Raw genomic sequence first — 16,697 nt, forward strand, 5'->3', positions numbered from 1 at the left:
CCTTCACCGCTCCCCTGTCGTAAGAGCCGTCCTGCAATGATGTCCACCCGCTCCTACATCCTTCCGCGCGCCTGCCGCGCGGGCTTCCTCGCCGCGGCGGCGCTGGTGCTGGCCGTCGCGGTGCCGGCCTTGGCCATGCCAGGTGCCGGGAAGACGCCCCGGGCCATCCTGGAGGCACAGCAGGACCTGCCGCCCCCCATTCAAGGTGTGGACGTGCAGGAGCATCTGGGGGAGCTGGTGCCCATGGACACCCGCTTCCTCGACGCCTCCGGGCGCGAGGTGCGCCTGGGCGACGTGGTGCCGAAGGCGCGGCCCACCCTGCTGACGCTCGTCTATTACAACTGCCCCATGCTCTGTAACCTGGTGCTCAACGCCCAGGTGCAGTCCATGAAGGAGCTCGGGCTCGAGCTGGGCAAGGACTACGAAGCCGTCACCGTCAGCATCGACCCTGACGACACGCCTGCCCAGAGCCTGGAGCGGCGGCGGCGGCACCTGCAGTCCATGGGCAAGCCGGAGACGGCCCCCTGGCACTTCCTGACCGGCACGGACGCGGAAATCCGCCGGCTCGCGGACGCCCTTGGCTTCAAGTACACCTACGACGAGAGCACGAAGCAGTACGCCCACGCAGCCGTGGTGCACGTGCTCACGCCGGAAGGCAGCATCTCCCGGTATCTCTACGGGACGACGTTTCCCCCCTCGGACATGAAGCTGGCGTTGCTGGAGGCGGCCAATGGCCGCGTAGGTACCAGCTTCGATCAGATCATCCTGTCCTGCTTCAAGTATGACACCGCCAGTCGGCGGTATGGCTTCTACATCTTCGGGTTCATCCGCCTGGGCGGCATAGCCGTGTTCTCCGTCCTGGCGACGATGCTGATCTACTTCTGGAGGCGCGAGCTGAAGAAAGGCGCGGCGGCATGAGCGAGCTTCTCAACAATATCCTGTTCCTCCCGGAGGCCGCGTCCACGTTCGCGGAGCGCATCGACACGCTGCATCACTTCGTCGTGGGTACGACGATGGTGATGTCAACGGCGGTCGGTATGGCGGCCCTGTTCTTCTTCTTCCGTTACCGCCGCCGCCTCCCGGCGCAGGCGACGGAGTACATCGTTCCCACCCTGAAGACGGAGTTCCTCTTCGTCTCCGTTCCCCTCGTGTTCTTCCTGACCTGGTTCGGTATCGGGTTCCGGGACTTCACGTGGGTCACCACGCCGCCCAAGGACTCGATGGATGTCTACGTCATGGGCAAGCAGTGGATGTGGAAGTTCTCCTACCCGGAGGGCCCCAACGGGGTGAACGTGCTGCACGTGCCGGCGAACCGTCCGGTGCGTCTGCTCATCACCTCGCGTGACGTGCTGCACTCCTTCTACGTGCCGGCCTTCCGCATCAAGATGGATGCGCTCCCGGGCCGCTACACGCAGATCTGGTTCGAGGCGACCAAGCCGGGCACGTACCAGGTGCTGTGCACCGAGTACTGCGGCCTGTCGCACTCGAAGATGCTGGCCGAGGTCGTCGTGCTCCCGCAGGAGGAGTACGAAAACTGGATCCAGGAGCAGCGCCGCGGCCGTCTGCAGGACCGTCAGGACGCGCTGGCGGACAACTCCCTGGTGCCGCCGGTGGCGCGCATGGTGGAGCAGGGCCAGGTGCTCGCGGGCACGCAGGGCTGCCTCAAGTGCCACTCGGTGGACGGCTCGCAGCACATCGGCCCGACCTTCCTGGGCATGTACGACCGCGTGGAGCAGCTCGAGGACGGGCAGACCATCCGCGTGGACGAGGCCTATATCACCCAGTCGATGATGGACCCGGGCGCCCACCTGGTGGCGGGCTACCAGAACGTGATGCCGACCTACCAGGGCAAGCTGCAGGGCCCGGAGACGGCCGCCATCGTCGAGTACATCAAGTCGCTTCGCACTCCGAACGTCCGTGAGGGCGCCTCCGAGGGACCCGCCTATGACGCCATCCAGTAGCATCGCAGCCCCGGGCGCCACCCCCGCGCCCGAGGAGCATCACGACCACCACCCGAGCTACCTGGTCGACGGCACCACCATCAAATCGTGGCTGCTGACGGTCGACCACAAGCGCATCGGGCTCATGTTCCTGTTCTGGGTCCTGCTGTTCTTCCTCGTGGGCGGCATCTTCGCGCTGCTCATCCGGGTAGAGCTGCTGACGCCGGGCCCGACCATCATGGACGCGATGACGTACAACCGTACGTTCACGCTCCATGGCCTGGTCATGATCTTCCTGTTCATGATTCCGGCCATCCCCGCCGTCTTCGGCAACTTCATGTTGCCGCTGATGCTGGGTGCCAAGGACGTGGCCTTCCCTCGGCTGAACCTGCTGTCACTCTACATCTACCTGGCCGGCGCGGTGTTGGCGCTGTGGGGCATGCTCAACGGCGGCCTGGACACGGGCTGGACGTTCTACACCCCGTACAGCGCGCACACGACGACCACGGTGGCGCCGGTGCTGTTCGGCGCGTTCATCATCGGGTTCAGCTCCATCGTCACGGGCATCAACTTCATCGTGACGACCCACACCATGCGCGCGCCGGGCATCACCTGGTTCAAGATGCCGCTGTTCGTGTGGGCCATCTACGCCACCAGTTGCATCCAGGTGCTGGCCACGCCGGTCATCGGCCTGCTGCTGGTCCTGGTGACGGTGGAGAACCTGTTCGGGTTCGGCATGTTCGACCCGGCGCGCGGCGGCGACCCGGTGCTCTTCCAGCACCTGTTCTGGTTCTACAGCCACCCGGCCGTGTACATCATGGTGCTGCCGTCCTTCGGCGTGATGAGCGAGATCGTCGCGACCTACAGCCGCAAGAACATCTTCGGCTACCGCGCGGTGGCGTACTCCAGCCTGGGCATCGCCTTCGTGGGCTTCTTCGCCTGGGGCCACCACATGTTCGTGTCCGGCCAGTCCACCTTCGCGGGCGGCCTGTTCGGCGTGCTGACCATGCTGGTGGGCGTGTTCACCGCCATCAAGGTCTTCAACTGGGTGGGCACCGTCTACAAGGGCGCGGTCGAGTTCAAGACGCCCTTCGCCTACTTCTGCGGCTTCCTGTTCTTCACCGTGTTCGGTGGCATGACGGGCATCGCGCTGGGCACGGTGTCGCTGGACGTCGCCTGGCACGACACCTACTTCGTGGTGGCGCACTTCCACTTCATCATGGTGGGCGCGACCATCATGGCCTTCCTGGCCGCCCTCCACTACTGGTTCCCGAAGATGTTCGGGCGCACGTACCACGAGGGTTGGGGTCTGGTGTCCGCGGCGCTCATCATCCTGGGCTTCAACGCCACGTTCATTCCCCAGTTCCTACTGGGCAACAACGGCATGCCGCGCCGCTACTATGAGTACCCGGAGCGCTTCCAGGCGCTGAACGTGGCCTCCACGGCCGGCGCGACGCTGCTGGCGTTCGGGTTCATCATCATCGCCATGTACCTGACGTACGCCCTGATCTACGGCAAGGCGTCCGGCAAGAACCCATGGCGCAGCAAGGGCTACGAGTGGCTGTCCGAGTCTCCGCCGCCGACCCACAACTTCGTGGGGCCGCAGCCGGTGTTCCCGGAGGAGCCCCACTTCTACGTGGACCCCAAGAAGGCCGAGGTGCCCGATGCAGTCTAGTTCTCACGCCGCCGGGGGCGCCGCCGTGCCCGTCCCCCGGCTCGCCGGCCACTTCGCCTCGCTCGAGGTGCAGAACCACGCCGCGCGCCTGGGCATGTGGCTGTTCCTGGCGACGGAAATCCTGCTCTTCGCCGGCCTCTTCATCTGCTACGGCGTCTACCGCTTCCTCTTCCCGGAGGCGTGGGCCGCCGCCAGCCGCAGCCTGGACCTGACGCTGGGCACCATCAACACGGTGGTGCTCATCACCTCCTCGCTCACCGCGGCGCTCGCGGTGCACTACGCGAAGGAGGGGAAGAACAAGATGGTCGCGGTGCAGATTGCCCTCACCCTGGTGATGGCCGTCGGCTTCCTCGTCATCAAGTACTTCGAGTACCACCACAAGTTCGAGATTGGCACGCTGCCGGGCCGCTTCTACTCGTACGAGGGCATCCAGCTTCCGGGCGTGCCCCTGTACTTCACGGTCTACTTCTGCGCGACGGCCCTGCACGGTATCCACGTCGTCATCGGCATGATCGTGCTGGCCTTCTCCATGGTCCGCGCGCTGAAGAAGGCTGACTTCGGGCCGAACAACTACACGATGGTCGAGCTGGGCAGCATGTACTGGCACCTCGTCGACCTGGTGTGGATCTTCCTCTTCCCGATGCTGTACCTCGTTTGAAGGGTTCCTCCACCATGGGCATTGCCAACGAATCCCGGCAAGAAGAACAGAACATGCGCGAGGAGCACCACGGAGCGGGCCGTTACTGGCTCATCTGGGGCCTGCTGCTGGTGCTGACGTTTGTCACGGTTGCCACCGGCGGCATCCACATCCCGACGTGGGGCTTGGTGCTGGCGCTCGTCATCGCCTCCACCAAGGGCGCGCTGGTGCTGCTCTACTTCATGCACCTGATTGACCACCGCGGCGCCAACCGACTGGTGTTCGCCGTCTCCATCATCTTCGTGGTGCTGATGCTCGCCATTCCGCTGGTGGACCTGGGCACCCGCTTCCGCGGCGCCACGCCTCCGGGTTCGACGTACAGCGACCTGCAGGCGATCGACATCGGCGCGGACGCCGAGGAAGGCCGCTACGGCGGCGGCATCCGCAAGGAAGGGAAGATGGGCGAGGAGTCCGGCGCGCCCAAGCAGTAAGGCGGTCGGGGCGGCCACCGCCCCACTCCACCAGCACGCGGCGCCGAGGGACATCCCCGGCGCCGCTTTGCTTTTGCGGGCTACAGCATCACTTCGAAGTTCAGCGCCAGCGCGGTGTCCGTAGACACCTTGCCCGGAGGTGGCGCGCTGTCGTGCTTCACCAGGAAGCTGGTGCCCAGCGACAGCTGCTTGGTGAGCCCCACGGACAGCTGCGTCTGGCTGTTGAAGAGCATGCGCGAGTCGCCGATGACGCTCACCAGCACCTCCACGTCCTCCTTGAAGGTGACGTTCTGCGCCAGGCCGTAGCGGAACACCGCGCCGAAGCGGGGACCGCCCAGGTCCACGTCCGGCAGGTTCAACCGCGTGGGGTAGTACTGGAAGCGCGTCTCGTTGGCGTAACGGAAGGCGGCGTCCGTGCGGAGGTAGGACTCGCGGCCCTTCTCCTTCTTCTCGTCCCACCACAGCACGCCCAGACCGCCTTCGCCGAAGGTGCGTGACTCCACGCTCTTCACATGGTCCGTCTCCGCGCCCGCCAGCAGGTAGCCGCTGATGACCTCGGTGAAGCGCCGGTCACCGCGCAGCTCCAGGCCCGCGTTGAACGCCACCACCTGGGACACGGCCTCCTCGCCCGTGACTTCGGGCGGACGGCTGCGGCCATAGGAGCCGTAGGACTTGATGGCGTAGATCCAGTTGTCCGTCGTGCGCTGGGCGCTGGCCAGGCCGCTCACCGTCAGGGTGGAGGCGTTACCCGTCAGCGAGATGAGGCCCAGGCCGACGGTGACGTCCCACTCGCCCTGCTTCTTGTCGGTGGCGGGGGCAGCCTCGGGCGCGGAGGCCGGGGGCGGAGCCGTGACGGCGGCGGCGCGCTCGGCGGCCTCGGCGGCGCGGACGCTGGCCTCGGCGGCGCGCTCAGCGGCGATGGCGGCGCGCTCGGCGGCGGCGGCGGCGCGCTCCTCCACGCTGAGGGGCGCGGCGGCCGCGGTCTCGGCGGCGGGAGCCGGCGGCGTGGAGGGAGCGGGCGCAGGCGTCTGGGCCTGCAGGGACGTGGCAATCAAGAAGGCAGCGGAAAGCATCGGGTCTCCAGGTCAACGACGCCGGCAAAAAGCCTGAGTCCGGGTGCGGAAGTCCTGTGTTCCCCCCCGATGCCGACGCAGCCCCCTTCCTGCTTCAAAGGCCCGCCACGCTTCAATGCCTTAATGGTCGAATTCGGACACGCCCCGCGCCGCCGCACCGGGTGGGTCCGTTCCAACCGCTTCGCAGGCGGCTCTTGAAAGAAAAGGCGCGAAGAATTCCAGTCTCCGGGACGCCCGCGAGGAAGCCCATGCCCCTGCGCCCCGCTCCGCTCCTGCTGCTCTGCGCCCTGCTCGCCCCCGCCGCGGCCTCCGCCCAGCAAGTCACCGTCCCGGTGGAGGTGGGCATCGACCTGGAACTCCAGCTCTCCAAGAGCTTCCTGTTGGGCGTGGGCTGGGAGTCCGCGTTCTACGTCCCGCAAGAACTGGGAGGACTGGGCCTGCCCGAGCGCCTGCGCGACGGCTTCTTCCACGTGGGACAGGCCTACCTTCAGCTCCACTTCCGCGTCCCCTACGCCGTGCGCGTGTAAGGCGGAAGGCAGGCAGGCCTCAAGAACCCTCCAGCGCTGCTGCGAAGCGTCGCGCGCGCGACTACCCTGCCCCGCCATGCATCTGGTCGTCGCCAACGAAGCACAGAAAGCCGACAGGGACCGCCACACCTATACGGCCTGGGGCTCGCCCCTCACCGTCGAGCAGTTTCTCGAGCGGGAGCAGCGGCTGCGCGCCCATGCGTGGAGCCAGGACACCATGCGCACCTGGCTGCTGTGCGACGACGCCGGCCGCGTGCTCACCTCGTGCGAGACGTTCCGCACCCCCAGCTACCTGCGCGGCCCCGACTGTCAGACGACACGCGGCGACAGCTTCGTCATCGCCAGCGTCTACACCGAGCCGGCCCTGCGCGGACACGGCCACGCCACGCGGCTGATGGACCAGGTGGCCGCGGAGCTGGAGTGCACGGAGCCGGACGCCCAGGCCGCCGTGCTCTACTCCGACGTGGGCGCCCGCATCTACCGGCGCTCCGGCTACCAGGAGGTCCCCGCCTGGGACTGGCACCTGCCGGTGGGCAATGGGCCCGTGATTCGCAAGGTGGACGCGCTGTTGGAAGACCCGGACGTGCCCTCGGCGCTCGAGCGGATGCGGCGGCCAGAGGTGCCCTTCTACCTGTGGCCGGACGCCACGCAGGTGGACTGGCACCTGGAGCGCGAGCGCATCTACGCGGAGCTGCTGCGCCGCCCCCGCCCCCGGGCCTGCGGCGCGGTGGTGGGCTCGTCCACGGCGCTGTGGGCGATGATGGCCCGCCAAGGAGAGCTGGTGGTGCTGATGCTGGACGCGCGCTCCGAGGACGACGCCGCCGCGCTGCTGGAGGCCGCGGGGGCCCAGGCCCACAAGGCCGGGCTGTCCAAGGTGGTGCTGTGGGAGGAGCCGGGCAACATGCCGTGGGTGGCCCGGCTTCCCGAAGCCAGCCGCGAGGCCCGGGATGGCTCGTTGCCCATGGTGCGCCCCCTGCGCGCGGGCCTGCCCGCCGCCGCGGACATCCCCTTCGCTCGCGCGCTGTGGGCGTGAGCGTCCGGCTAGGATGCGCGCATGGCCCGCAGAACCCGCATCATCGAGGGCACGTGGAACTGCACCTCGTGTGACACGAAGTCGATTCGCGCCCGGCACAAGCGCTGCCCCCAGTGCAACAACCCGCGCGAGCTGACGGGCAAGGAGTCGGAGTTCGACTTCGGCGGCGTGGACGCGGCCAGCGGGAAGTCGCTGCGCGAGGGTGTCACCGACGCGGCGGCGTTGGAGCTGGCCAAGGCGGGAGAGGACTGGTTCTGCGCCTTCTGCGGCGCGGCCACGCGGGGGGACACGACGCGCTGCAAGCACTGCGGCGCCGAGCGCACCGACGACGCGAAGGCCGCCCCACGCCAGGCGTTCGACGAGCCCCCACCACTGCCGCCGCCACGTCCCGCGAAGCCGAAGCGCAAGGCACCGGTGCTCCTGGCATTGGGCTCGCTGTTCCTCTGCTGTCTCGGGTCCGGCGTCTTCGGCCTGTGGGCCAACAAGACGCATGAGTTTCCCGGCGAGGTGACGGGCACGGCCTGGAAGCGCACCGTGGTGCAGGAGCGCTTCACCCGGGTGACGAAGCAGGGCTGGCGCAACGAGTTGCGCGCCGTCACGCCCCGCCTGCCCGTTGACGGCACCGGCGAGGTGGCGGGCGTGGCCAACATCCGCGACTGCGTGTCCATCCAGCGGGGCACCCGCCGCGTCCCCGACGGCACGGAGCGGGTGTGCCGGACGAAGTCGCGCAAGGTGGCCTGCGGCTCGGAGGAGAAGTGCCGCCGCAAGGACATGGGCAATGGCTTCATGGAAGAGGTGTGCGAGGACGTGACGAAGTACTGCCGCGAGTCCTACGAGGACTGCCAGAACGAGACGCGCTACCGCCGGGAGCCCGTGTATGCCGACCAGTGCACCTACGACACCCATGAGTGGAAGCCGCTGACGCGCCGGGAGGCGTCCGGCACCGACGATGCGCCGCGCTGGCCCGAACTGGCCGTGGGCGCCGCGGACCGGCTGCGCCGCGAGGAGACATACACGGTGCGGCTGCGCTACGAGGACGACGGCGCCCACGAGCACGTGCTGGAGCCGGAGGACGAACGGACGTTCCTCGTCTGGAAGAAGGGCCAGGGCGCGCGCCTCACCGTGACGAACCTGGGCACGGTGGAGAAGGTCGTGCCCCTGTGAGTGCCCCCCACCCCAAGCCCGTGGAGTGCACGCGCTGCGGCGCCTGCTGCGTGGCGCCCGACATCGCCGCGCTGGACAAGCCGCTGGGCCTGCGCTGCCCGCACCTGCAGGAGGACAACCTCTGCGGCGTGTACGAGGAGCGGCCCGCCATCTGCCGTGACTACCAGGCGGACGAAATCTGCACCCTCATCGAGGCGCCCACGCTGGAGGAGCGCGTGGAGAAGTACCTGGGCCTCTTCGGGCTCCAGTCAGAGGCCCGGGCGCTACGCGAGCAGGGCTGTGCTTCCATGCGCATGGCCCGCCGCCTGGCCGCCCTGCCCCGCCCTGGAGGCGCCAAGGACTAGGCGCCTGGCGGCAAGAGCGCTTGTCGTCCCCGCGCACGGGCGATATCCCCCGGCCGTGCGATTCCAGCCCACCCAGCCCTTCGTGCCCGCGCCCGGCCTGGCGAACGAGCATGCGCAGACCATCTACGCCTCGCTCGTGCGCCCCACCCGGGCCCCCACGCTGCGACGCGAGCGCCTGGAGCTGCCGGACGGCGATTTCGTCGACCTGGACACCTTCGACGGCGCGGCGGGCGCGCCACACGTCGTGGCACTGCACGGCCTGGAGGGTTCGTCCCGCGCGGGCTACGTCACCGCCATCCTGCGAGGTGCGCAGACGCGGGGCTGGGGCGCCACCGCGCTCAACTTCCGCTCATGCAGCGGCGAGCCCAACCGGCTGGCGCGCTCGTACCACTCGGGCGACATCGATGACGCGCTCCGGGTGCTGAACGAGACGCGCGCCCGCGTCACCGGCCCGCTGTTCGCGGTGGGCTTCTCCCTGGGCGCCAACGTGCTGTGCCGGACGCTGGAGACACTGGGCGACGACGCGCCCGTGGAGGCCGCCGCGTCCGTCAGCGCGCCGTATGACTTGAGCGCCTGCTGCCGCAAGCTCGACGCGGGTGGCCCCTTCCACCGGCTGTACCGCGAGCGCTTCCTGCGGACGCTGAAGCAGAAGGCGCGCGACAAGCTGCGCCACTTCCCGGAGTCCTTCGACGGCCGGGCCATGGAGGCGGCGCGCACCATCCGCGCCTTCGACGACGCCGTCACGTCCGCGCTGCACGGCTTCCGCGACGCCGCCCACTACTACGCGGAGTCCTCCGCCGGCCCACGGCTGCACGCCATCCGCCGGCCCACGCTGCTGCTGAGCGCCGCGGACGACCCGATGCTGGAGACGCCCGTCATCCCGCCCGCCGCCGCCGACAATCCCCACCTGAGCATCGTGGTGACGGAGCGCGGTGGACACGTCGGCTTCGTCGGCGGCCACGTGCACCGGCCCCACTTCTGGGCCGAGGCGCAAGTGCTGGCCTTCTTCGACGCGGTGCTGGCCCATCCGCGCGCGGCCTGAGGCAGCGGCCTCGACTCAGCCGAAGGACAACAGGATGCCGAGCTTCGCGGTGGGCTCGATGTTGCTCAGGCTCCAGCCGTGGAAGTTCGCGGGCTCCAGCGCGTCGCGGAACTGCTCGTCCACGCCGACGATGCCAGGGCTGTAGAGCCGCATGATGCTGAAGCCGCCGCGCACGAAGAAGGTCAGCCGCTTCGGGGCCTGCCATTCGAAGCCCAGCAGGGCGCTCGCGTAGGAGTAGCCCACACGCTCCAGAGAATGGATGGGCATCTGCGTGCGGTCCACGATGCGCCGCTCCAGGCCTTCACCATTCGCGGGACGCGCATGACCGGCCTCCAGCGTCAGCGCGGGCGTCAGGCGGCCCTTCCAGGGCAGCAACGTGAGCCCCACGCGCGCTCCGGGACGGACACCATTGTGCGTGCCGCCCACGTGGAGCCGGAGCATTCGCGTGGGCCGGAAGGAGAGTGACAGGCCCGCGCCCTCGGGTGCGCTGGCGTCCAGCATCAAGCCGAAAGGAGCCATCCGCTCCGGGTCCTGGGTCCGCCGCTGGGGCCCCGAAGCTGACGCTGTCTGTGTCGTCAGCAGCACCCCTACCGCCGCCAGCGCGGATACCACCCCCATGCCCGGCCTCCCTTGACGCATGCCCCGTCCCGCCCGTCCTCCCACCCCGCCGCTACGACTGGCCTCTCGGGTGATGCTACTGCTCACTCGCCACCCTGCATTCGCGTCCCGGGAGTGCCCTGACTGCCCGCCTGGTCAGCGCCGGGCGGGAGCCTTGCTCCACCGCCGCACCTGAACCGCGAGCGAGGGAAAAGACGCGACGGGTTCCGGGAAGCCCCCACCTCACCGGAACCCGCGCCCCTTTTCGCCATGCCGTCGAGCCCACGCGGCGCTCCGCCCCCACGAAGCACCGCGGCCCCATCCGTCACGCCCCCCGTCCTGCTCCCCCAGAATCCGTCATGCCCCGCCCTGCTGGCGCGAACCCGCCGCGCTCCGCCCCCACGAAGCGCGGCAGGGTCCGCCCATCCGCCGACCTGTTCCCTGTCCCACCGCGAGCCAGGCCCTGCCGCCACGTCCGCCGCCGCCCTCGTCCCCAACGAAGCGCCGGCATGCCGCGCCGTCCTTCTCCCCCATCCCACCGAGGCCCGCCTCCCCACTCCAGGCGCCGCCCCAGTTCCGTCCCCGCTCCTGCAACCCGCGACCCGCACCGGCTTCCCACACCCGCCAACCCTCCCCATCCGCCGGCCCGCGTCGCACCGTGCCCAACGCCATAGCATTCGCCGTGCCGTGCCCACCGGAGCACGGAATGCGAATCGTTTCAGCCACTTACGAAGGCATGGAACCCAGGGGCGGACGCGGAGTTGGACGGCGGCCGGAAAAAACTACGTTCGCGGGCCGAACGGCCTGTCCCGGCGTACCGGTCTACTGTCGAAGCGACGACGAAGCCCTTCAGGCGCGCCCGACAGGTGGGCGCCACAGCCGGAGCGAGTCCTGGGCAAGCAGCTCGTGCATGGCCTGCTGAAGCGAGACGAGCATCTGATGGAGTGACTCGGCGGTGTCACCGTGGGCTTCGAGCACCCGCTCGTGCCGCCCATCGAAGATGCGCAGCCTGCCAGGGACGAGCGCGATGACGGGGAGCGTCGGGTGACGTTTGCGGAGCAAGCCCAGGAAGAGCGGGTGGTCCTCATCCGGGCGGCGCACGTCCACCACCACCAGCGCGGGAGGACGGGAGGTCAGCGAGGAGAAGGCGTCGTCCGCATCCCCGGTGACGGAGATGGCCAGGTCCGGCGCCTCGAGGATACGGCGCAACAGCTCGCGCGAAGGAGCATGAGGACTGACGATGAGGACTCGGCGCATCTTGCAGCTGAATCTAGCCCTTCCAGACGGCGATGGCGGCCCCCATGAAGGCGAGCCCGGAGCCCAGCACCCGGGGGAACGTCGCGGGGCGGCCTTCCACCATCGCATCCCACACGAGGCTGGTGAGGAGCTGCGCCGCCATCAGCAGCAGGACGGACTGCACCGCGCCCAGGCGGCTCAAGGCCCAGGGCATGCCCAGGACGATGATGACGCCGCACAGGCCCGGCAACAGGTGCCAGGGCGTGAAGCCACTCAAGCGACCCTGGCCCGCCGCGGCCTCCGGCCAGAGCCCCGGCACCGTGCGCACGACGAGGTACACCACGAAGGTGGCCATTGTCGCCACCACCATGTTCAGGAGCACGGCGCTCATCAGGCCCCACTGGCCCGCGAAGCGACGGTTGAGACCGGCCTGAGCCACGACCGCCAGGCCACACAGCATGGGAACGAGCGAGATGAAACGCATGCGGCGCGCTGGGTACCGTGAACAGCGCCTACCTGCAAGCCTACCCTCCACGTCTTCGATGAGACTGGCGAAACCCTGGATGACCGGCTAGGTCCCTACACGCCGATGCCGTCGCCCACCGAGCTCCACTTCGACTGCGGCACCCTGGTCGCGCCCACGCTGCCGGAGGATGCCCGCCTGCGGGCCCTCTTCCAGAAGGACGGGCGCACCGGCGTCTACCGCGCGCCCGCGTGGCATTACCGCGAGGCGGTGCTGCGGCTGCGGGAGCTGGGCATCCCCTACGAGGACAAGGCGAAGCGCTTCGAGCCGCTGGAGCTGCCGCTCACCTCGCCCATCCAACCCTTTCCGCATCAGCAACAGGCGCTGGAGGCGTGGACGCGCGCGGGCGGACGTGGCCTGGTGGAGCTGCCCACGGGCGCGGGCAAGACGCTGCTGGCGGTGCTCGCCATCGCCCACGTGAAGCGGCCCGCGCTGGTGGTGGTGCCCACGCTGGACCTGATGACGCAGTGGCAGGGCGTGCTGGCGCGCCACTTCTCCGTACCGGTGGGCCTGCTGGGCGGCGGCGTGAATGACCGGCAGCCGCTGACGGTGACGACGTACGACTCCGCGGCGATGCAGACGGAGTTCCACGGCAACCGCTTCGGCCTGCTGGTGTGCGACGAGTGCCATCACCTGCCCGCGCCCAGCTACCGCTTCATCGCGGAGGGCTCGCTGGCGCCGTACCGGCTGGGCCTCACCGCGACGCTGGAGCGCGCCGATGGCGGCGAGCGCGTCTGCGAGGAGCTGCTGGGCCCCCGCGTGCACCGCTCGGACATCCGGGAGCTGCAGGGTGAATACCTGGCGCCCTACGAAGTGAAGCGGGTGGAAGTCCCGCTGACGCCCGACGAGAAGTCGCGCTACGACACGGCGCGCGCGCTGTACCTGGGCTTCGTGCGCAGGCTGGGCGTGCCGCTCTCCGCGCCGGACGGGTGGGCGCGCTTCCTGGCGCAGAGCCAGCGCAGCGACGAGGGCCGCGCGGCGTACCGCGCCTACCGCGAGCAGCGGCGGATTGCGCTCACGTCCAGCGGCAAGCAGGAGGTGATGTGGCGCATCCTCCTGGAGCACCGGGACGACCGTGTCCTCGTGTTCACCGACGACAACGAGACGGTGTACACGCTGGCGCGCCGCTTCCTGCTGCCCGCGCTGACGCACCACACGCCCGTGCCCGAGCGCAAGGCGTTGCTGGCGGCCTTCGCCTCCGGGGAACTGCCAGTGCTGCTGACCTCGCGCGTGCTGAACGAAGGCGTGGACGTGCCCGAGGCGCGCGTGGGCGTGGTGCTCAGCGGAAGCGCGAGCGTGCGCGAGCACGTGCAGCGGCTGGGGCGCATCCTGCGCAAACGGCCGGGGAAGCGCGCGCTGCTGTACGAGGTGTGCTCCGCGCAGACGGCGGAGAGCAGCATCAGCGAGCGGCGACGCCAGCACGGCGCCTATCAGGAGGGCGGCTGAGATGCTGACACGCGAGCTGCTCAACTTCCGCGTGCGCCAGGGCGTCCTGCGCCCCGTCTTCGTCAAGCGCGATGACGCGGAATTGCTGACCTTCGCCCAGGACCTGCTCGCGGAGGTAGCAGCGTCGCACGGCGGCCAGCGCGACGACATCGAGGAGTCGCTGGGCTTGAAGGCCGGCGCCTTCACCAAGCCCAAGGTGGCGCGCGGCCTGGTGAAGCTGGTGCTGGACCGGCTCCTCTTCGACGAGCCCGCGCCCGGCGTGACGGAAGCCCGCTGGGAGCGAATCAAAGCGGCGGGGCAGGTCCTGCGCGCCCTGCCGCCCGACGCCTCGGTGGAGGACTTCGAGGCACGGCTGGCCCAGACGCTCCCCGTCCCCCTGGCCGAGGCCCGCGAGGCGCTGTACTCGGACCTGCCCGGCCACCGCCGGCTGGTGGGCTGGGACGGCGAGGCACTGGACGCCCAGGACCTGCTGGACCGCTACAACCTGGCGCTGGCGCAGGGCCCCCTCTTGTCCGCACGGCGCCTCCGCCTGCGAGCCCAGGCGCCGGACCTGCTGCGCGTGCGCAAGGTGCTCCGGTGGCTCAAGTTCTGCCGCCTGGTGGCCGAGGTGTGGCGCGACGACGACAACTGGGCGCTCGACGTGGAGGGCCCCGGAGCCATGCTGGCGCTCCAGAAGAAGTACGGCCTGCAGCTGGCGACCTTCCTGTCCGTGGTGCCGGTGCTGGAGCGCTGGGAGCTGACCGCCACCGTGGAACCTTCCCGGCGGCAGGCCACGCTGATGCTCAGCCACAAGGACCCGCTGCGTTCGCCCCTACCCGCCGCACTGGGTCACATTCCTCCGGAAGTGGCCTCCCTCGCGGAGGGCTTCATGGATGACGCCTGGGAGCTGGACCTCACGCCCCTGCCCCGGCACGTGGGCGCCTCCGGACTGTGCGTGCCGGACCTCACCTTCCGCCACCGTGCGTCCAAGAGAGAAGTCGCGCTGGAGCTCTTCCACGCATGGCATGCGGCGCCCCTGGCCCGGAGGCTGACGGAGCTGCGCTCGCGGCCGGACGCGGGCCTGCTGCTGGGCGTGGACCGGGCGCTGGCCAAGGAGGCCGCCGAGCGAGAGACGCTGGAGGCCCACCCGCAGGTGGTGCTCTTCAACGGCTTTCCCTCCGCGCGCAAGCTGCGGGAGCGCCTGGCGAAACTGGAGCCCGGGCGGTGAGCGATGCGCTCGCCTGCCGCGGACGTGCGTCAGCCGCGCGACTTGAACTGCGCCGCGAGCACGCTGAGGATCCGGATGGACGTCCGGTCCAACTGCTTGGCCCGTCGCATGAGCCGCCGCAGCTCGGCGGACTCGCCGTAGTCACTGGGCGGCTCGGCGGCCCACTTCACCTCCTGCACCGGCTTGAGGCCCAACGCCTCGTCCGCGGAGATGGAGAGCACCGTGCACAGCCGGCGGAACGTCTGGATGCTCGGCAGCATGTGGCCGCGCTCGAGCCGGCCATAGACTTCGCTCGCGATGCCAATGCGCTCCGCCACGTCGGCCTGGGTCAGGTTCAGGCGGGTCCGAGCAAGGCGAGCCGCTCCGCCAAGGCGGGATGCGAGAGTCTTTTCCATGGGTCGTTAACCTAGCGGGTCCGCACATGTCGATATGACTTGAGAGGTTGGCATCCAAGAACTTCCTGAGTAGTCTTGTAGGTAGGCAACCTCGTGCGTTTGGCCAACCACACAGGTCTCACCCTGCTGGCGCGAAGAACATGCTGACCTTCTTGTTCGTGGACGAAGACCCACGTTCACTCGCGGCGCTGCGGCGTCTCGTGAGGGATTTGCCCGGCGGCAAGCGCTTCGCCCGTTGCGTGGAGGAGGCCCTCGCGCTCGTGAAGGAAGAAGCGCCGTCCGTGGTGGTGACGGGCGATCTGCTCCCGGACGGAGACGGGCTGGAGCTGCTGGAGCAGGTGCGCGCGCGCCACCCCCGCACCGCCTGCGCGCTGCATGCGGTGATGCCGCCCCTGGCGCGGGACATCACCTGGATGGACCGCGCCGCGCCGCCCTCGGAGGTGCATGCCCTGCTGCGGATGCTGGGCATCTGTGCGGCGTCAATGGGAAGCCCGCGTTAAGGTGCCCCCCTCGACGCGCCATGAAGCTCTACGCCATCAGCGACCTGCACTTGCGCCACAACGACAACCGCCTGGCGCTCCAGGCGCTTCCGGCCCATCCGGAGGACTGGCTCATCGTCGCGGGGGACGTGGGCGAGACGCTGGCGGAGATGGAGCTCATGCTGAGCACCCTCACCCAGCGCTTCCGCCAGGTCATCTGGGTGCCCGGCAACCATGAGCTGTGGACCATGCCGTCGGAGCAGCCGCAGCTGAAGGGGGAGGCGCGCTACCAGCGGCTGGTGAGCCTGTGCCGCAGCTACGGCGCCCTCACGCCGGAGGACCCCTACCCCCGCTGGCCCGGCCCTGGCCCCGAGCGCGTCATCGTCCCCATGTTCCTGGGCTACGACTACACGTTCCGCCCGGACCATGTGCCCGCGGACAAGGCGCTGGAGTGGGCCTGGGAGGATGACCTGCTGTGCACCGACGAGGTGCTGCTGCACCCCGAGCCCCACGCCAGCCGCTCCGCCTGGTGCGCCGCGCGCGTCGAGTCCACGCGGGCCCGGCTGGACGCCCTGCCCCCGGGCTGCGCCACCGTCCTCATCAACCACTACCCGCTGCGCTACGAGCACGTGCGGCTGCCGCGCATCCCCCGCTTCTCCATCTGGTGCGGGACGAAGCAGACGGAGGACTGGCACACCCGCTACCGCGCGGAGGTCGTCGTCACCGGCCACCTCCACATGCCCGCGACGCTGTGGCGTGACGGCGTGCGCTTCGAAGAGGTGTCGCTGGGCTACCCCGTGCAGTGGAAGTACCGGGGCGTGCACGCGTGGGAGAGCTGCCTGCGCGTCATCCTGCCCGGCCCCACGCCGTAGAAAACACGAAGCCCCG

19 protein-coding genes are annotated in these 16,697 nt (G+C 69.5%); 14 read left to right on the forward strand and 5 right to left on the reverse strand.

All coding sequences use genetic code 11. The annotated features are described in order from the left end of the window. The first annotated feature begins 36 nt into the window (after positions 1 to 36). Genes BHS09_RS31215 through BHS09_RS31235 form a run of 5 tightly spaced genes read left to right on the forward strand, consistent with a single transcriptional unit; the run spans position 37 to position 4,743 of the window. The gene (locus BHS09_RS31215) at positions 37 to 918 is read left to right on the forward strand and encodes an SCO family protein (protein WP_140795061.1); all 882 of its coding nucleotides are present in this window, start codon (positions 37 to 39) and stop codon (positions 916 to 918) included. Further along, the gene (gene coxB, locus BHS09_RS31220; protein ID WP_140795062.1) at positions 915 to 1,961 is read left to right on the forward strand and encodes a cytochrome c oxidase subunit II; all 1,047 of its coding nucleotides are present in this window, start codon (positions 915 to 917) and stop codon (positions 1,959 to 1,961) included. The genes BHS09_RS31215 and coxB overlap by 4 nt, the downstream gene beginning before the upstream one ends. Further along, entirely contained in the window at positions 1,945 to 3,615 is a 1,671-nt protein-coding gene (ctaD, locus tag BHS09_RS31225) for a cytochrome c oxidase subunit I (RefSeq protein WP_140795063.1), read from the forward strand. The genes coxB and ctaD overlap by 17 nt, the downstream gene beginning before the upstream one ends. Continuing rightward, positions 3,605 to 4,273: a cytochrome c oxidase subunit 3 family protein gene (locus BHS09_RS31230; protein ID WP_140795064.1), complete on the forward strand. Its 669-nt coding sequence runs from the start codon at positions 3,605 to 3,607 to the stop codon at positions 4,271 to 4,273. The genes ctaD and BHS09_RS31230 overlap by 11 nt, the downstream gene beginning before the upstream one ends. Positions 4,274 to 4,287: 14 nt before the next feature. Then, the gene (locus tag BHS09_RS31235; RefSeq protein ID WP_140795065.1) at positions 4,288 to 4,743 is read left to right on the forward strand and encodes a cytochrome C oxidase subunit IV family protein; all 456 of its coding nucleotides are present in this window, start codon (positions 4,288 to 4,290) and stop codon (positions 4,741 to 4,743) included. Between the two features lie 80 nt (positions 4,744 to 4,823). On the opposite strand, the gene BHS09_RS31240 is transcribed toward BHS09_RS31235, so the two are convergent. After that, positions 4,824 to 5,816 (reverse strand): DUF481 domain-containing protein, encoded by a 993-nt coding sequence (locus BHS09_RS31240; protein WP_140795066.1) that lies wholly within the window; start codon positions 5,814 to 5,816, stop codon positions 4,824 to 4,826. A 248-nt stretch (positions 5,817 to 6,064) separates the two neighbouring features. Between BHS09_RS31240 and BHS09_RS31245 the strand changes: the two genes are divergently transcribed. From BHS09_RS31245 to BHS09_RS31265, 5 genes are all read left to right on the forward strand, one after another. After that, positions 6,065 to 6,343, forward strand: a complete 279-nt coding sequence (locus BHS09_RS31245; RefSeq protein ID WP_140799842.1) for a hypothetical protein — start codon at positions 6,065 to 6,067, stop codon at positions 6,341 to 6,343. Positions 6,344 to 6,419: 76 nt separating this feature from the next. After that, a complete protein-coding gene (locus tag BHS09_RS31250; RefSeq protein WP_140799843.1) occupies positions 6,420 to 7,376 on the forward strand; it encodes a GNAT family N-acetyltransferase in 957 nt (318 codons plus the stop codon). A 21-nt stretch (positions 7,377 to 7,397) separates the two neighbouring features. After that, positions 7,398 to 8,540 carry a hypothetical protein gene (locus BHS09_RS31255; RefSeq protein WP_140799844.1) on the forward strand — a complete coding sequence of 381 codons (1,143 nt, stop codon included), beginning with the start codon at positions 7,398 to 7,400 and terminating at the stop codon, positions 8,538 to 8,540. Beyond that, positions 8,537 to 8,884, forward strand: coding sequence for a YkgJ family cysteine cluster protein (locus tag BHS09_RS31260; RefSeq protein WP_140795069.1), 348 nt, complete (start codon positions 8,537 to 8,539; stop codon positions 8,882 to 8,884). Before BHS09_RS31255 ends, BHS09_RS31260 begins: the two co-directional genes overlap by 4 nt. Positions 8,885 to 8,939: 55 nt before the next feature. Then, entirely contained in the window at positions 8,940 to 9,926 is a 987-nt protein-coding gene (locus BHS09_RS31265) for a hydrolase (RefSeq protein ID WP_140795070.1), read from the forward strand. A 15-nt stretch (positions 9,927 to 9,941) separates the two neighbouring features. On the opposite strand, the gene BHS09_RS31270 is transcribed toward BHS09_RS31265, so the two are convergent. The 3 genes from BHS09_RS31270 to BHS09_RS31280 form a co-directional block, all read right to left on the reverse strand. Further along, on the reverse strand, positions 9,942 to 10,544 hold the full coding sequence (locus BHS09_RS31270; RefSeq protein ID WP_140795071.1) for a hypothetical protein: 603 nt from the start codon (positions 10,542 to 10,544) through the stop codon (positions 9,942 to 9,944). 828 nt (positions 10,545 to 11,372) lie between these two features. Next, positions 11,373 to 11,780 carry a response regulator gene (locus BHS09_RS31275; RefSeq protein ID WP_140795072.1) on the reverse strand — a complete coding sequence of 136 codons (408 nt, stop codon included), beginning with the start codon at positions 11,778 to 11,780 and terminating at the stop codon, positions 11,373 to 11,375. 13 nt (positions 11,781 to 11,793) lie between these two features. Continuing rightward, positions 11,794 to 12,243 (reverse strand): DMT family transporter, encoded by a 450-nt coding sequence (locus BHS09_RS31280; protein ID WP_140795073.1) that lies wholly within the window; start codon positions 12,241 to 12,243, stop codon positions 11,794 to 11,796. Positions 12,244 to 12,348: 105 nt separating this feature from the next. Here BHS09_RS31280 and BHS09_RS31285 point away from each other — a divergent pair, with 105 nt between their 5' ends. After that, positions 12,349 to 13,728, forward strand: coding sequence for a DEAD/DEAH box helicase family protein (locus tag BHS09_RS31285; protein WP_140799845.1), 1,380 nt, complete (start codon positions 12,349 to 12,351; stop codon positions 13,726 to 13,728). Position 13,729: 1 nt separating this feature from the next. Next, positions 13,730 to 14,935, forward strand: a complete 1,206-nt coding sequence (locus tag BHS09_RS31290; protein ID WP_140799846.1) for a DUF790 family protein — start codon at positions 13,730 to 13,732, stop codon at positions 14,933 to 14,935. Between the two features lie 29 nt (positions 14,936 to 14,964). On the opposite strand, the gene BHS09_RS31295 is transcribed toward BHS09_RS31290, so the two are convergent. After that, positions 14,965 to 15,330: a helix-turn-helix transcriptional regulator gene (locus BHS09_RS31295; RefSeq protein WP_140795076.1), complete on the reverse strand. Its 366-nt coding sequence runs from the start codon at positions 15,328 to 15,330 to the stop codon at positions 14,965 to 14,967. 140 nt (positions 15,331 to 15,470) lie between these two features. Here BHS09_RS31295 and BHS09_RS31300 point away from each other — a divergent pair, with 140 nt between their 5' ends. Then, on the forward strand, positions 15,471 to 15,830 hold the full coding sequence (locus BHS09_RS31300) for a response regulator (RefSeq protein WP_237077610.1): 360 nt from the start codon (positions 15,471 to 15,473) through the stop codon (positions 15,828 to 15,830). Between the two features lie 20 nt (positions 15,831 to 15,850). Continuing rightward, entirely contained in the window at positions 15,851 to 16,681 is an 831-nt protein-coding gene (locus tag BHS09_RS31305; RefSeq protein WP_140799847.1) for a metallophosphoesterase family protein, read from the forward strand. Positions 16,682 to 16,697 lie beyond the last annotated feature (16 nt).

It is taken from the genome of Myxococcus xanthus, assembly GCF_006402735.1.
GTDB lineage: Bacteria > Myxococcota > Myxococcia > Myxococcales > Myxococcaceae > Myxococcus > Myxococcus xanthus_A.

Coding starts and splice junctions, on each gene's coding strand:
- BHS09_RS31230 (WP_140795064.1), top strand. CDS start 3,605: ATGCAGTCTAGTTCTCACGCCGCCGGGGGCGCCGCCGTGCCCGTCCCC.
- BHS09_RS31235 (WP_140795065.1), top strand. CDS start 4,288: ATGGGCATTGCCAACGAATCCCGGCAAGAAGAACAGAACATGCGCGAG.
- BHS09_RS31255 (WP_140799844.1), top strand. CDS start 7,398: ATGGCCCGCAGAACCCGCATCATCGAGGGCACGTGGAACTGCACCTCG.
- BHS09_RS31295 (WP_140795076.1), bottom strand. CDS start 15,330: ATGGAAAAGACTCTCGCATCCCGCCTTGGCGGAGCGGCTCGCCTTGCT.
- BHS09_RS31275 (WP_140795072.1), bottom strand. CDS start 11,780: ATGCGCCGAGTCCTCATCGTCAGTCCTCATGCTCCTTCGCGCGAGCTG.
- BHS09_RS31280 (WP_140795073.1), bottom strand. CDS start 12,243: ATGCGTTTCATCTCGCTCGTTCCCATGCTGTGTGGCCTGGCGGTCGTG.
- BHS09_RS31305 (WP_140799847.1), top strand. CDS start 15,851: ATGAAGCTCTACGCCATCAGCGACCTGCACTTGCGCCACAACGACAAC.
- BHS09_RS31285 (WP_140799845.1), top strand. CDS start 12,349: ATGCCGTCGCCCACCGAGCTCCACTTCGACTGCGGCACCCTGGTCGCG.
- BHS09_RS31300 (WP_237077610.1), top strand. CDS start 15,471: ATGCTGACCTTCTTGTTCGTGGACGAAGACCCACGTTCACTCGCGGCG.
- BHS09_RS31240 (WP_140795066.1), bottom strand. CDS start 5,816: ATGCTTTCCGCTGCCTTCTTGATTGCCACGTCCCTGCAGGCCCAGACG.
- BHS09_RS31290 (WP_140799846.1), top strand. CDS start 13,730: ATGCTGACACGCGAGCTGCTCAACTTCCGCGTGCGCCAGGGCGTCCTG.
- BHS09_RS31245 (WP_140799842.1), top strand. CDS start 6,065: ATGCCCCTGCGCCCCGCTCCGCTCCTGCTGCTCTGCGCCCTGCTCGCC.
- BHS09_RS31270 (WP_140795071.1), bottom strand. CDS start 10,544: ATGGGGGTGGTATCCGCGCTGGCGGCGGTAGGGGTGCTGCTGACGACA.
- BHS09_RS31215 (WP_140795061.1), top strand. CDS start 37: ATGATGTCCACCCGCTCCTACATCCTTCCGCGCGCCTGCCGCGCGGGC.
- BHS09_RS31250 (WP_140799843.1), top strand. CDS start 6,420: ATGCATCTGGTCGTCGCCAACGAAGCACAGAAAGCCGACAGGGACCGC.
- coxB (WP_140795062.1), top strand. CDS start 915: ATGAGCGAGCTTCTCAACAATATCCTGTTCCTCCCGGAGGCCGCGTCC.
- ctaD (WP_140795063.1), top strand. CDS start 1,945: ATGACGCCATCCAGTAGCATCGCAGCCCCGGGCGCCACCCCCGCGCCC.